13 protein-coding genes are annotated in these 14,481 nt (G+C 73.1%); 4 read left to right on the top strand and 9 right to left on the bottom strand.

Annotated features, from left to right (window positions below):
* Positions 1-119: 119 nt before the first annotated feature.
* Positions 120-1,577 carry a sensor histidine kinase gene (locus ACYC1Z_RS09805; protein WP_461409339.1) on the bottom strand — a complete coding sequence of 486 codons (1,458 nt, stop codon included), beginning with the start codon at positions 1,575-1,577 and terminating at the stop codon, positions 120-122.
* A gap of 135 nt (positions 1,578-1,712) precedes the next feature.
* Here ACYC1Z_RS09805 and ACYC1Z_RS09800 point away from each other — a divergent pair, with 135 nt between their 5' ends.
* A complete protein-coding gene (locus ACYC1Z_RS09800; RefSeq protein ID WP_461409338.1) occupies positions 1,713-2,207 on the top strand; it encodes a DUF2505 domain-containing protein in 495 nt (164 codons plus the stop codon).
* Between the two features lie 48 nt (positions 2,208-2,255).
* On the opposite strand, the gene ACYC1Z_RS09795 is transcribed toward ACYC1Z_RS09800, so the two are convergent.
* Positions 2,256-5,768, bottom strand: coding sequence for a proline dehydrogenase family protein (locus ACYC1Z_RS09795; RefSeq protein ID WP_461409337.1), 3,513 nt, complete (start codon positions 5,766-5,768; stop codon positions 2,256-2,258).
* Positions 5,769-5,899: 131 nt separating this feature from the next.
* Positions 5,900-7,345 carry a glucose-6-phosphate dehydrogenase gene (locus ACYC1Z_RS09790; RefSeq protein WP_461409336.1) on the bottom strand — a complete coding sequence of 482 codons (1,446 nt, stop codon included), beginning with the start codon at positions 7,343-7,345 and terminating at the stop codon, positions 5,900-5,902.
* Between the two features lie 71 nt (positions 7,346-7,416).
* Between ACYC1Z_RS09790 and ACYC1Z_RS09785 the strand changes: the two genes are divergently transcribed.
* Positions 7,417-7,863, top strand: coding sequence for an OsmC family protein (locus ACYC1Z_RS09785; RefSeq protein ID WP_461409335.1), 447 nt, complete (start codon positions 7,417-7,419; stop codon positions 7,861-7,863).
* Complete coding sequence (locus tag ACYC1Z_RS09780) at positions 7,860-8,528, top strand: hypothetical protein (RefSeq protein WP_461409334.1); 669 nt, start codon at positions 7,860-7,862, stop codon at positions 8,526-8,528. Before ACYC1Z_RS09785 ends, ACYC1Z_RS09780 begins: the two co-directional genes overlap by 4 nt.
* Positions 8,529-8,707: 179 nt before the next feature.
* Here the strand turns inward: ACYC1Z_RS09780 and ACYC1Z_RS09775 are convergent, their stop codons facing one another.
* From ACYC1Z_RS09775 to ACYC1Z_RS09750, 6 genes are all read right to left on the bottom strand, one after another.
* Complete coding sequence (locus ACYC1Z_RS09775) at positions 8,708-9,250, bottom strand: DsrE/DsrF/DrsH-like family protein (protein WP_461409333.1); 543 nt, start codon at positions 9,248-9,250, stop codon at positions 8,708-8,710.
* Between the two features lie 12 nt (positions 9,251-9,262).
* Positions 9,263-9,577 carry a TusE/DsrC/DsvC family sulfur relay protein gene (locus tag ACYC1Z_RS09770; protein ID WP_461409332.1) on the bottom strand — a complete coding sequence of 105 codons (315 nt, stop codon included), beginning with the start codon at positions 9,575-9,577 and terminating at the stop codon, positions 9,263-9,265.
* Positions 9,578-9,590: 13 nt separating this feature from the next.
* Positions 9,591-10,832, bottom strand: coding sequence for a type III sulfide quinone reductase, selenoprotein subtype (gene sqr, locus ACYC1Z_RS09765; protein WP_461409331.1), 1,242 nt, complete (start codon positions 10,830-10,832; stop codon positions 9,591-9,593).
* 140 nt (positions 10,833-10,972) lie between these two features.
* Positions 10,973-11,824: an FAD:protein FMN transferase gene (locus ACYC1Z_RS09760; RefSeq protein WP_461409330.1), complete on the bottom strand. Its 852-nt coding sequence runs from the start codon at positions 11,822-11,824 to the stop codon at positions 10,973-10,975.
* Positions 11,821-12,360, bottom strand: coding sequence for an FMN-binding protein (locus ACYC1Z_RS09755; RefSeq protein ID WP_461409329.1), 540 nt, complete (start codon positions 12,358-12,360; stop codon positions 11,821-11,823). Before ACYC1Z_RS09755 ends, ACYC1Z_RS09760 begins: the two co-directional genes overlap by 4 nt.
* Before the next feature lie 11 nt (positions 12,361-12,371).
* Positions 12,372-13,775, bottom strand: a complete 1,404-nt coding sequence (locus tag ACYC1Z_RS09750) for a ferredoxin reductase family protein (RefSeq protein ID WP_461409328.1) — start codon at positions 13,773-13,775, stop codon at positions 12,372-12,374.
* 286 nt (positions 13,776-14,061) lie between these two features.
* Between ACYC1Z_RS09750 and ACYC1Z_RS09745 the strand changes: the two genes are divergently transcribed.
* Positions 14,062-14,481: Hsp20/alpha crystallin family protein (locus tag ACYC1Z_RS09745; RefSeq protein WP_461409327.1), on the top strand; the 420-nt coding region annotated here is incomplete at its 3' end.

Here is a 14,481-nt window from a genome sequence, read left to right as displayed (position 1 = left end):
GCCGCGCGGGCTGACCGCACGCACCGACGCCGCCGGCAGACCGGCGGCGTCGGTGCGTGCGCGGCGGCCCGCGGCCGATCAGCCGGCCCGAGGCCGGCGCCGGCGCCTGATGACGCCGGTCAGGTGGTGCGTTCGCGCTTCATGGCGCGGAGCACGACCTCGGTGCCACCCTCGGGACGCGTGCCCCATTCGATGGTCCCGCCCAGCTCCCCGGTCACCAGCGTCTTGACGATCTGGGTGCCGAGCCCGGTGAGCACCTTCCCCTCCTCGAGCCCGACGCCGTCGTCCCGGACCCGCACCTCGAGGTGCGCACCTTCCCGCTCGGCGTGCACCCACACGGTGCCGCCCCGACCCCGCAGGCCGTGCTCGACCGCGTTGGTGACGAGCTCGGTCAGGACGACGGCGAGCGACGTCGCCGCCTCCGCCCCGACGAGCCCGAAGCTCCCCTCCACGACGGTCGCCACCGCCTGCCCCGGGGAGGCGACGTCACCCGCCAGCCGCAGGACGCGGCCGAAGACCTCGTCGAAATCGACGACCTCGTCGAGGTTCTGCGACAGCGTCTCGTGCACGAGTGCGATGGTCGAGACCCGCCGCTCGGCCTCGGAGAGCGCGTCCTTGGTCTCGGGGTTGTCGGAGCGGCGCGCCTGCAGGCGCAGCAGCGCGGAGACCGTCTGGAGATTGTTCTTCACCCGGTGGTGGATCTCCCGGATCGTCGCGTCCTTGGTGATCAGCTCCTGCTCGCGCCGGCGCACCTCGGAGACGTCGCGGCACAGCAGCAGGGCGCCACGGCGCTCACCGTGGTCGGTCAGCGGCACGGCCCGCAGGCTCAGGGTCACCCCGCGTGCCTCGACCTCGGTGCGCCACGCGGCGCGGCCCATGACGACGACGGCGAGCGTCTCCTCGACGGTCGCGTGCTCCTCGATGAGCTCGGTGACGACCTCGGCGAGGACCGTCCCGCGCAGCTCGCCGATGACGCCGAGCCGGTGGAAGTTGCTCACCGCGTTGGGGCTGGCGTAGATGACGCGACCCTCGGCGTCCAGGCGGACGAGCCCGTCCCCGACCCGCGGCGCGCCCCGACGCGTCCCGGTCGGGGCGCCGCTCTGCGGGAACTCCCCCCGGGAGATCATCGCGCAGAGCACGTCGGCGATCTCCACGTAGGAGATCTCCAGCCGCGAGGGCACGCGGCCCGCCGGGAGGCTGGATTCCCTCGTCATGACGGCGATGGCTCCGCCGTCGTGCACGACCGGGACGAGGACCTCACGCCCACTCACCCCGGTGCCGCCCGGTTCGGTGCGGGTGTGGATGCCCTTGTCGAGCATGGTCTGGGCCATGAGCTGGCCCCGCGGCCCCGACGCGGCCTGCCCGACGATGTCGTCGTAGGGCCCGGTCGCGGCGGTGGAGGGCCGCCCGTGCGCCGCGGCCCGGAAGGTGCCGTCGGCGCTCGGCAGCCAGAGGATGAGATCGGCGAAGGAGAGGTCGGCGATGACCTGCCAGTCCCCGACGAGCTGGTGGAGCCACTCGGCGTCGGCGGTCCGGAGCTCGCCGGACTCCTCGATCAGGTTCGCAAGGGTGGGCACCGCGCCAGACTAACGCCGGCCCGGCCGGTCATCACCGTCCCGGGCCGCGCCGCCCGGCGCCCGGCACGGTCCGGCGGGCCCCACCGGGCTAGGCTGTGCCGGACCGACCACCGCAGCCGATCCCCGGGGGACCTCGTGCACTTCTCCGCCACCATCACCTACCCCACCGGCCCGGTGGCCGTGGCCGCCATGCTGGCCGACGACACCTTCGTCGAACGCCGCTTCGCGGCCGCGGGGGCCAGCGCCCACTCCTACGAGATCCACCGGGACGGCGAGACGTTCACCATCACGTCCCGGCTGCAGATGCCGACGACGATGGTGCCGGCGTCGTTCCGCTCCCTCGTCGGGGCCACGCTGGACGTTCGGATGGTCGAGGCGTGGGGTGCGCCCGCGGCGGACGGCTCACGCCGCTCGACGCTCTCGCTGGACATCCAGGGGGTGCCGGTGCGGGTCACCGGAAGCCAGCACCTGCGGCCCACCGCGGACGGCACCTCGGAGACCTACGACGGCGAGGTCACCGCCTCCGTCCCGCTCTTCGGCCGGCCGATCGAGCAGGCGGCGACGGACGCCGTCGCCCAGGTGGTCGAGGCCGAGCAGGAGATCGGCACGGAGTACCTCGCCACGCACTGACCGCCGACCCACCGCCCGCTGACGCGCCCCTTCCGCCGCCGGCCCGGCTCAGCGGTCGCCGGGCGGGAGGTGGCCGAAACGGTGGCGTGTCCGGGAGACCGCCTGCTCCCGCAGGAGCGTCAGCAGCTCACGCCGTCCGGTCGCCAGCACCGGCTGCGCCAGGACCGTCACGGGCAGGCCGGCGAGGTCGCGCAGGGCGCCGGCGGTCTCGTCCCCGATCACCCGCACCCGCCCGACGACGTCACCCCGGCGCACCCGGTCGACGAACCGGTCGCGGCTCTCGGCGCGGTCCACCACGCCCGCCAGTCGCCGCAGCCCGGCCTGGGCCGGTTCCCCGGTGGGCGCGAGCGCCTTGAGCTCGTCCGACAGTGTCGGGTCCAGGCTCACCGACACCGGTGTCCCGGTCAGCTCTGCCCCCAGGAGCACGCGCACCAGCTCGACGGCGGCGCAGCCGGCCCCGGCGCGCACGCTCAGGTGCGGCGCGGGCCGGTAGCGGAAGAGGTTGGCCTCGGCGGTCAGCGCGCTGGGGTCGCTCTCCAGCCCGAGCTCCACCCACGCGGCGGCGTCGGAGGCGACCGCGGCCCGCAGCCACGAGCGGTCGGCCTGGGAGAGCACCAGCCCGGTGTAGTCCGCCAACGCGCGACGCACGGCGAGGGACGGCTCGGCCTGGTGCTCGGGTACGCCGTCGGCGGACCAGGTGCCGAGCTGGGCGACGTAGTTGGGCCCACCGGCCTTCGCTCCCGGGCCCACGACCGAGTCCTTCCAGCCGCCGAAGGGCTGGCGCCGCACGATGGCGCCCGTGGTGTGCCGGTTGACGTAGGCGTTGCCGACCTCGACGGTGTCGAGCCAGCGCGCGATCTCATCCTCGTCGAGGGAGTGCAGGCCACCCGTGAGGCCGAACGCCGTCGCGTTCTGCAGGGCGACCGCCTCCCCCAGGGTCCGCGCGCGCATGATGCCGAGCACCGGTCCGAAGCACTCGGTGAGGTGGAAGAAGGATCCGGGCGCGACGCCCTCCTTCAGGCCGGGGGACCACAGCCGGCCGGTCTCGTCGAGCCGGCGTGGCTGGACGAGCCAGGACTCGCCCGGCTCGAGGGTCGTCAACGCCCGGCGCAGCTTTCCGCCCGGTGGTTCGATGACCGGCCCCATCGTGGTCCCGAGGTCGCTGGGCCAGCCCACGCGCAGGGACGCGACGGCGTCGATGAGCTGACGGCGCAGCCGTGCGGAGGTGCCCGCCGAGCCGACGAGGATGACGAGTGACGCCGCGGAGCACTTCTGCCCGGCGTGCCCGAACGCCGAGCGGACGATGTCCGCGACGGCGAGGTCGTAGTCGGCGGCCGGGGTGACGACCAGGGAGTTCTTGCCGGAGGTCTCGGCGAGCACCTGCGGGCCACCCGGGTGGGCGCGGCGCCAGTCCTGGAACAGGCGGGCCGTCTCGATGGCGCCGGTGAGCAGCACCGTGTCCACGCCCGGGTGGCTGACCAGCGCCCGACCCGCCGCACCCTCACCGGTGCGGACGACCTGGAGAACGGCGGCCGGCACCCCGCCGGCTGCGAGCGCCGCATGGAGCGCCGACATCGCCACCTCGGCGCAGCCCGGTACGGCGTGCGCAGGCTTGATGACGACGGCGGAGCCTGCCGCGAGCGCGGCCAGGACCCCACCGGCGGGGATCGCGACGGGGAAGTTCCACGGCGGCGTGACGAGCGTCAGCGCCGCGGGCTCGAACCGGGCGCCGTCCGCGCCGGGATGCGCACCGCTGTCGAGCTCCTCGGCCCGATCGGCGTAGTAGCGGGCGAAGTCGATCGCCTCGGAGACCTCCGGGTCGGCCTCGGCGACGGTCTTGCCGCCCTCGACCGCCATGACGGTGACCAGGGCGCCGCGGCGGGCCTCGAGCTCGTCGGCCGCGGCGCGCAGCACGGCCGCCCGCTCGGCACCGGTGCGGGCCGCCCAGGCGGGCTGGGCGGCCCGGCCGGCGGCGACGACCCGGTCGACGGCGGCGCGGTCGTCGAGCACGGGCGAGGTGAGCGGCGCGGGCTCGCCGCGGACGGCCTCGGCCGCCCAGGCCCGCACGGCCGGCAGCGCCGGGTCGGAGTCGGTGGTGTTCGTGAACGCCCGCTGCGCCGGTGCCCGGCCGGGGCCGCGGCGTGGAGCGCGGGACGTCGTGGCCAGGTCCGCGACCGACGCGCGGAACCTGGCCTCCTGGTCCGCCATGGCGCCGGCGGCGCCCTGGCGGCCGTCGCCGCCCGGTCGGCCCGCACCTCCCGCGTCATCGGCCACGAGAGCGTGCAGGAAGTTCTGCGGCTGGGCATTCTCCTCGAGGCGCCGGACGAGGTAGGAGACCGCGACGTCGAAGTCCGCCGGCGCGACGACGGGGGTGTACAGCACGACCGTGGCCGCCTCACGGACCGCCCGCGCCTGGGCCGGCGCCATCCCCTGCAGCATCTCCACGTCCATGCCGGTGGCCCCGCGGCGCTGCGCCAGCAGGTGCGCCAGCGCGACGTCGAACAGGTTGTGAGAGGCGACGCCGAGCCGGACGACGCCCGCGAGCTCGGGTCGCAGCACCCGCTCGACGAGGCGGAGGAAGTTGGCGTCCGTCTCTGCCTTGGTCCCGTAGGGCGCCGGCTCCCAGCCGTGCAGCTCCGCATCGACGTGCTCCATGGAGAGGTTGGCACCCTTGACCACGCGGACCTTGATGCCGCCACCGCCGGCGGCGACGCGCGCCCGCGCGAAGTCGACGAGGTGTTCGAGCGCGTCGACGGAGTCGGGCAGGTACGCCTGCAGCACGATGCCGGCCTCGAGGCCGGCGAGGCCGGGGTCGGCGAGCACGGTGGTGAAGGCCGCGACGGTGAGGTCGAGGTCGCGGTACTCCTCCATGTCCAGATTGACGAACGCGGGGATGGGCCGGGCGGCGGCCGACCGGTAGAGCGGGCGCAGGCGCTCGACCACACGGGCGACCGTGCCCGCCGTGTCCCAGGTCGAGATCTGGGAGACGAGCGAGGAGACCTTCACGGAGACGTAGTCGATGTCGTCGCGTTCGAGGAGGCCGAGCGTGCGGCGGGCCCGGGCCGCGGCCTCGTCCTCACCCAGCACGGCCTCACCGAGGAGGTTGATGTTCAGCCGGAAGCCCTCCGTGCGGGCCGCGGCGAGGTGCTCGGCGAGCACCGGGTCGTTCGCGTCCACCACGAGGTGGCCGACGAGCCGGCGCAGCCGGCGGCGGGCCAGCGGGACGACGGCGCCGGGAGCGAGACGGGCGACCCGCGCCCCGACGGCGAGGAGCGCCTGGTCGGTACGGCCGAGGAACGCCCCCGCCGTGGCGGCGGAGATCGTCGCGAGCTCCTTGGCGGCCACCCGGACGTCCTCGGGCCGGGCGACCCGGTCCACGAACCGCACGGCCAGGTCGAGGCCCTCGACGTCGCGCACGAGGGCGGCGAGCTGGCCGGTCGTGGCCCGTTCGGCGTCGGTCTGCCCATGTTCCGTCGCAGCCAGCCACCGCCGGGCCAGGTGGACAGCCGGCTCGGCGAGCTCCGTCAGCTCGGTCAGGTCCGGCTCCTGCTGTGCGTCCACCGCGTTCTCCTCGTGCTCCTCCTGGCGGCGTGCGCGGTCAGGCGCGCCTGGCTCGCCGTTGAGCCAGGTGCGCCTGCCACGTTACCTGCTTCCGGTGACCGGGGTCACGCTTTCGGACGCCCGCCCTGTCTTCACTGCCCCAGCATCCACCGGTGCGGCGCGACGAGCCGTCGTGCCTCCTCAGGGCCCCACGATCCCGGCACGTACGGCAGTGGTGCCGGCCGGTCCGGCCCCTGGAGGGGCGCGAACGCGGTGAACGCCGCTCGCAGGCCCACCTCCGTGGTGAAGAGCGACCGGTCCCCGATGAACGCGTCGTGGATGAGTGAGGCGTACGGCGAGAGCGGCTCGCCGCCCGGGACGTCGTCGAGGTCGAGCCGGGCCCGGCCGGAGGAGTAGGTCAGATCCGGGCCCGGCGTCTTCACCGTGATGCCGAGGACGACCTCGCCCTCCCCGCCGAAGTTGATCTCGATCGTGTTCGGCTCCTTCAGCTCGGCGGCGAGCGGGCCGAACGGCGGTCGGAGCACCAGCGTGATGCGCTGCTCCTTCCGGGCCATGCGCTTGCCGGTCCGCAGCAGGAACGGCACCCCGCGCCAGCGCTCGGTGTCGACCCACAGCCGGGCGGCGACGTAGGTGTCCTGGACCGAGTCGGGGGCGACGCCGTCGATGTCGGCGTAGCCCTGGAACTGCCCGAGGACCACGTCCTCGACCGGGTCGAGCGGTCGGAACGCCTGCAGCGCCGCCTCCCGGGCGGCGAGGACCGTCGCCGGGTCACGCAGGTCGGCCGGCGCTTCCATCGCGACCTGACTGGCCACCTGGAACAGGTGCGTGACCACCATGTCGAGCGCCGCCCCGGTCGCCTCGTAAAACGCGGCCCGGTTGGCGACGTCGAGATCCTCCGGCACGTCGATCTGGACCTGCGCCACGCTCGCCCGGCTCCACTCCGAGCCGAAGAGCTGGTTGGCGAACCGCAGCACGTAGATGGTCTGCACCCCCTCCTTGCCGAGGAAGTGGTCGATGCGGAAGATCTGTTCCTCCGCCAGCACGCTCTTCACCTCGGCGTCGAGATCCTCGAAGGAGGCCAGGGACGTGCCGTACGGCTTCTCGAACACGACCGAGGCGCCCGCCGCCAGGCCGTGCGCGCCCAGGCCGGCCGTGATGGGGGCGAACGCGACGGGCGGCACGGCGAGGAAGTGCAGCACCTTCGGCTCGGCGCCGCTCTCGGCGCGCAGTTCCTCCTTCACCCGGTCGAGCACCTCCGGGAGCGCGCCCGGGGCGTCCACCCCGAAGGGGCCGCCGGCATAGCGGAGCCGGTCCCGCACCTGCTCCCACCGCGCGGGCACACCCTGGTCGCTACGCTCCAGGCACGCGTGGACGCGGTCGCGGAAGGTGGCGTCGTCCAGCTTCTCGGCCGCGCACCCCACGAGGCGCCAGTGGTCGGGCAGCAGGTTCCGCTGATCCACCTCGAAGAGCGCGGGAAGCACCATGCGCCCCGCCAGGTCGCCCGTGGCGCCGAAGAGGACGACGACGACCGCCTGGGGCAGCTCGTGCGGGGACGGTGGCGTGGCCTGGGAAGTCATGACCCGCAACCTACGCGGGCTGGACGATTCCGGCGCGACGTCCCACCGCGGGGCGTGCGACGATCTCACGTATGAGTGATCCCGACACCGTCCCCACCCCCACGCCCCCGCTGTGGGTCGAGCGCACCGGGACGCGCGCTTACACCGGCCGCAACGAGCTGGGTGCGCAGGTGCTCCTCGGTGACGACGACGTCCCCGGCGTGTTCACCCCCGGGGAGCTGCTCCAGATCGCGCTCGCCGCGTGCAGCGGGCAGTCCGCCGACCATCGACTGGCCCACGCGCTGGGGCCGGACTTCGCCGCCGTCGTCACGGTGTCGAAGGTGAAGAACGAACCGGACAACCGCTACGAGGCCATGACGGTGGAGATCGTCACGGACCTCTCGGGGCTCGACGGACCGACGCGGGCGCGCACGCTCGAGCGGGCGGAGCTAGCCATCGAGCGCAACTGCACGGTCGGGCGCACGCTCGCCGTGGGCGCCCCGCACACGATCGTGTTCACGGACGAGGTGGCGGGATGAGCGCCCCGACGACGGCGGTCGAGCGGTTCCTCGACCGCGCCGTCCGGCGCTCCCGCGGTCACGCGGTGGCGACCGCGTTGCGTGCCGAACGGCCCGGGGCGACGCCCGCGGAGCTGGTCACCGTGCTCGAGAAGCGCTATCTGCGGCGCGCGGGGCTCTTCGGGGGCGGGGTCGGTGCGGCCGCCGCCGTCCCGGCCGTGGGCACCGGCATCGCCGCCGTCCTCACCACCGGGCAGGTCGCCGCATTCCTCGCGTCCACGGCGACCCACGCGATGGCGGTGGCGTCGTTGCACGGCGTGGAGGTCGAGGACGTCGAGCGCCGGCGCACGCTGCTGATGGCGGCCTTGCTGGGCGAGGAGGGTGCCGATGCGGTCTCCGGGCAGATGGGGCTCGGCACGCTGTACTGGGCGAAGGCGGCACTGACCAAGCTGCCGATCGGTACGGTGCGCACGGTCAACAAGACCCTGATGCGTCGCCTGCTGCGCGTCGGGGGAACGCGCGGCGGTGCGCTGGTGCTCGGGCGGCTCGCACCGTTCGGCATCGGTGCGGCGGTCGGCTGGTTCGGTACCCGGGCGATCGCCAAGAACGTGGTGGCCGGGATGCGGGAGGCCTTCGGCCCGGCACCGGCGAGGTTCGCCGATGCGGACGGTGCCGCCGCGCGCTGATGGCCTTCTGACGCGGTCAGCGTGCGGCGGCCGCGTCGAGGACCGCGACCACGCGCACCTCGACGCGGGCGCGGAGGGCGACCGGGCCTTCGGCTCGGACCGGGGCTCACGTCGACGCCGGGCCGGTAACACGGCCGGGGAGCCGCCGCCGGCCTGCTTCCGGCGACGGCTCCCCGAGCTCAGATGAACAGCAGCTGCGCGCCCGCACTCTTGTCCATGAAGTCGGCGGCGGTGATGACGCCGCCGAGGTCGTCGCGGAAGTCGGAGGTGTCCAGCTTGTTCATGTCCGCCGTGAGCTGGCACGCCCAGAGCTGGCCGCCGGCGGCGACGATCTGGTCGAGGAACTCCGGTACCGACGGGATACCGAGGTCGTCCATCTGCTTCTTCATCATCTTGGTCGCGACCGCGGCCACCCCGGGCATCGGAGCCAGGGCCTGCGGCATGCGCAGGCCCTTGAGCGGCAGGTGCATCGCGGTGTTGGCGACCGGGGAGAAGGTCAGGTCGTTCGCCCGGGACTTCATGATCATGTCGAAGCCCCAGAACGTGAAGAACAGGTGGGTCTCGATGCCCTCGCCGAGGGCGGCGTTGGCGAGGATCAGCCCGGGGTAGGCCATGTCCAGGTTGCCCTTGGAGCAGATGACCGCGAGCTTGCGCCCGGAGTCCTCGTCGTCGTCGAAGTTGGGGACGATCGACGGGGCGGTCGTCGGTGCGGTGGTGGTCATGTCTCGTGCCTCTCAGACGCAGCCGTGCGGCTTGGGCAGCCCGGCGATGTAGGACATCTTCTTGCCCGGCTTCTTGGGGAACAGGACAAACTGCTCCTTGACGGGGATGCCCCCGACAGCGTTCACACGCCGGGTGGTGGCGGTCTCGCCCTTGTTCTTGTAGTCCTCGCGCAGGAAGCGGATGACGTTCCAGTGCTGCTCGGTCAGCTCGATCCCGATCTGGCCGGCGAGCACGTTGGCGATGCTCTCGTCCCACTCGTCGTACTGCGTGAGGAAGCCCTCATCGTTCACGTGGACGGGCTTTCCGTCGATCTCGATCTCAGCCATGGTGTGGCCCCTTTCAGGCGGTGGTGTCGGCGGTCTTCTTGCCCGCCATGGACATGTGGGAGGGGACGGGCATCGACCGTCCCGGCAGGAGGACGTTCCAGTACAGGTGCCGGAACGCGAGCTTGCCCCAGTGGTTGATCCGGGTCTCCTTGAGCAGGCTCATCGGGCCGACCACGGGGTAGGGGTAGACGCCGGGCAGCGGCTCGGTGTCATAGTTGAAGTCGATGAGCAGGCCCTTGCCGTGCCCGGACTCGATGAAGCAGTTCGCGTGCCCGTCGAACGGGTGGGTCATCGGCCCGCCCGCGATGTGCTGGACGAAGTTCTCGGCGAACACGTCGGCCTGGAAGTGGGCGACCGAGCCGGCCTTGGAGGCCGGGATGTTGCTGGCGTCACCGACGGCGAAGATGTTGTCGTGGGCGGTGGAGAGCATCGTGCCCTTGTCGACCGGGACGTAGTTGAGGTCGTCGCCGAGCCCGGAGCGGGCGATGAAGTCGGCACCCATGTTCAGCGGGACGGTCACCAGCAGGTCGAAGGGGACCTCCCGCTCGTCCATGGACACCAGGGTGCGTTGCTCGTCCTCGATGTGCTCGATGGTGAAGTCGGGCTCGATGGCGATGTGCCGCTCGGTGAACATCGTGCCGAGGTGGGCGGAGGCGACCGGCTTGGTGAACGGCCCCTCGAGCGGGGTGACGTAGACGATCTCGACCTTCTCGCGCATGTGCCGCTCCTCGAAGAACGCATCGGCGAGGAAGGTGAACTCCAGCGGGGCCACCGGGCACTTGATCGGCATCTCGGTCACATGGACCACGAGCCGCCCACCCTCCCAGGTGGCGAGCTTGTCGCGCAGGGCGACGGCGCCGTCGAGGGTGTAGAAGTCGAAGATGGAGCGGCGCCACTCGGGACCGTCCATGCCGGGGGTCTGGTCCGGGCGCGGGGTGGTGCCGGTGGCGATGACGAGCTGGTCGTACTCGTACGAGCGGCCGTCCATCAGGTCCACCCGGCTCGCGTCGGCGTCGACCCGGTCAATCTCGCCCAGGACGAGGTCGATCCCGTCCCGCAGGAACCGGTCCCGCGGCTTGACCAGGTCGTGGGGCTCGTACACGCCGAACGGCAGCAGCAGCAGCCCGGGCTGGTACACGTGGGTGTCGTCCTGGTCGACGACGGTGATGCGCCATTCCTTGGTGAGCCGCTTGCGCAACTTGTTCGCCACGATCGTCCCGGCGGTTCCGCCACCGAGGATCAGCAGGTGCCTCATGGTCTACTCCGAACTTCGGCGATTCCTCATCGGTTCTTCAGCGATTCTTCGTCGATCGCCTGAAACCGATACTCCCCTCCGTGTCCGACGTTCTCGCAAGCCTTTGGTCCTACCCCGGGGGGTATCTTCGGTCCGAGTTCTCACACCCGGGCCGGCAGCACCCGCTCGGCCCGCCCGTCGTCGTGGACGACGACGGCCTCGTACCCGGCGTCGGCGGCCCACCGGGCCCCCTCGGGTCCCGCGACGAAGACGGCGGTGGCGAGCACGTCCGCCCACAGCAGCATGGGTCCGGCGACCGTGACGGCGGCCAGTCCGCTGTCGGCCGGAGCGCCCGTGACGGGGTCCCAGAGGTGCGCGCCGCGCGCCGCGGTGCCCGACGTGGCCACGCCGCCGTCGCGCAGGGCGATCAGGGCGAGCACCCGGCCACGGTCGTGCGGGTCCTCGATCCCCACCCGCCAGGCCGGCCGGTCGGCGGCCACGTGCGCGGCGATGTCGCCCCCGGCGTTGACGTACCAGTCGGCGTCGAGTTCCCGCAGCGGGGCGCCGGCCCGCTCGACCGCCCACCCCTTGACGAGCCCGGTGGGGTCGAGCCGGTGGCCGCCGCCGGGCAGCGGGCGCATGGGGTCGAAGGCGCCGGCGGTCCGGGCGTGGGCGAGCGTGCACAGGTCCAGCACCTCGGCCACCTCGGGGGCACACTCCTCCAGGGGGAGGTCGCCGTCGGCAAGTCGGGATATCTCCGAGTCGGGGCGGTAGGTGCTGAACAGGGCGTCGAGGCGCCGCAGCTCGGCGAAGACGGCACGGGCGGCTGCCTCGGCCGCGGGCCCGAGGCGGGGGGCACGCAGGTGGATGCTGACGGGCATGCCCATCACGCTCTCGTGCCAGGCGAGGTGCGCGAGCGTCCCGGCCGCCCGGGATGACGGCGCGACGGCGCGGACGGCGCCGGCAACGGTACGGCTGGGGTGACCCGGCTTCGCCCAGGTACCTCCGGTCATCGCAGGCCCGCCTGGTCCAGGGCGGACTGGAGCGACTCGATGTAGCCGCCACTCGTGATCGTCGCTCCGGAGACGGCGTCGATCTGGGCGGTGCCGGCCGCGACCGTCTCCTGCTCGAGGATCGGCACGGCGTAGGAATTGATCACCTGGTCCTGCTGGTTCCCGTCCGGGAACTGGACCGCCCGTGCGTCGGTGACCCGCCCGTCGGCGATCGTCACCTCCACCTGGACGACGCCCCAGCGAGTGTTCACCTCGGCACCCGTGGACGTCCCTGACGACTGAGCCTGCCCGGCGGAGCCACCCGAGGCGGACGACTGCCCGGCGGAGCCACCCGAGGCGGACGACTGCCCGGCGGACCCGCCCGAGGTGGACCCCCTCTGCGCGGTCGCCCCGGCAGCCGCCGAGGGCGCGCCGCGCTCGGCGGACGCGGCCGTCGGCGCCAGCGCCTCGAGGGGCTGGTTGCGCGAGGTCGGGTAGGACAGCAGGAGGTCGATGCCGGCCGCGGTCGTGGCGCCGGCGACGACGATCTTTCGCATGGGGGACCCCTTCAGGTCGCGAATCGCTCGAGGTGGATCTGCGCGGGCCGCACGCCCGCCCGCATTGCGGCGGCCCGGGCGGCGTCCATCCAGCTGTCGGGTCCGCAGATGTAGACATCCCGGTCGGCGACGTCGGGGACGAGGCGGGTGAGCGCGGCGCCGTCGTCCCAGTGGCCGGCCGAGGCCGGCAGCCAGGACCGGCGTCCCGGCACCCGGGGGCCTGGAAGCTCGACGACCTCCGCGCCGCGGCGCGCCGCGGCGTCGCGGATCTCGTCCCGGAGCACGAGGTCCTCCGCGGAGCCGGCCCGGTAGATCAGGGTGGCATGACCGGGGTCGTAGGAGAGACCCTCGAGGAGGGCCCGCAGCGGGGTCACGCCGATGCCGCTGCCCAGGAGCACGACACCCGGCCGGGTCCGGGCCACCTCGGTCAGGCGCCCGTAGGGGCCCTCGAAGGTGACGGGGGTGCCGGGGCGGAGCCGGGCCATCTCGGCGGTCCCGTCGCCGGCGACCTTGAACGTCACGCGGATCCGGTCCCCGACCGGCACGGCGGAGAGGGAGAGCGGGTGGCCACGGGTGCGGCCGCGCCCGCCGAAGCGCCAGACGAAGTACTGACCCGCCGCCACCTTCAGCCGGGCCAGGTCACGGCCGCGCAGGTGGAGGGAGTACACGCCCGGCCCTTCCGGGACGACGTGCTCGACGACGAGCCGGTGCCTGGCGGTGCGCCGCAGCGGCTGCACGACCCGGAACGCGACGACGGCGAGCACGACAGCCGCCCATGCCGTCCACCAGTACGCCTGCGCGAGCGGCACGGCGAGGAAGTCCGCACCGGTCCAGAGCATGTGCGGGACGACGAGCAGGGTACCCAGGTAGCCGTACAGGTGGATGAGGTGCCAGGACTCGTACCGCGTGCGGCGTCGCGCCACGCGGATCGAGGTCACCACGACGAGGACGATCAGCGCGGTGCCCGCCGTGGCCAGGAGCATGCCGGGATAGGTGAGCACCATGTCCCATGCCGTCGCCCAGGCGCCCGTCCGCGCGGCTGCGGCGTACCCCAGGACGATGAGGACGATGTGGGCGATCAGCAGCCAGAACGAGGCGAAGCCGACGAGGCGGTGCCGCCGCGTCAGCTCGTCCTGGCCGTAGGAGCGTTCGACGAACGGCATCCGGGCCATGAGCGCGACCTGGACGAGCATGAGGTCGGCCGCCACGAGACCGGTGAGCCGGCCGGCCGTGGTCAGCGCCGCACCGGCGTCCCCCTCGAAGGCCCGCAGTCCCCCGCCGTGCACCCAGAGCGCCACGACCACGAGCATCGAGCCCCACGCGAGGAGCCCCGCGACGTCGCGCCACCAGCCCGGTACCCGCCATGTGGCGGGACGGGTCGGGGTAGCCGGAAGGGCTGCCGTTCTGACGCTCACAGGGACACCATGTCCCGGACTGCTGATATTCGGCTGTGACGCCGCTGGGACATCCGTGGGAGGCGACGGCGGCGCGGGTGGCACGCCGGCCACTCCGACAACCCCGGACATTTCGGACCGCCAGGCGTGAGGGGCACTCAACTTTTCGCCTTGAGCGAATCGGGCTCAACTTTGGCTGGCACTCGGACCTGGCGAGTGCTAAAACAGTAGGGAGAGGCCGCGGTATCAGCCACAGCCGCGGCGGGCCCTGGACCCGCCAGGGACCACGTGTGGAGGAGGAGCAACCATGGCTACCCGTTATGACCCGTTCCGCGACATGGATCGTTGGCTCGGCACCGCGCTCCGGCAGGGCCCTTCGGGCCCCGGCATGCCGCTGGACCTGTACCGCGACGGCGAGAACTTCGTCGCCAAGATCGACCTGCCCGGCGTCGAACCGGCCACGATCGACATCGATGTGGAGGACCGCACGCTGACCGTCCGCGCCGAGCGCCCGACCACGGCCGGCCAGGAAGAGGTGCAGTGGCTGACCCATGAGCGCCCCGCCGGGACGTTCGCCCGCCAGCTCACGCTCGGCAACGGCCTGGCCCTGGACCGCATCGAGGCCGGCTACGCCGACGGCGTGCTGACGCTGACCATCCCTGTCGCCGAGGAGGCCAAGCCGCGCAAGATCCAGGTCGCGCACACCGGTGGTCCGACCACCATCGAG

The organism is Georgenia sp. (assembly GCF_054605595.1).
Note: the sequence above shows the minus strand (reverse complement) of the source record. Positions and strands in the feature narration are given on the sequence as shown.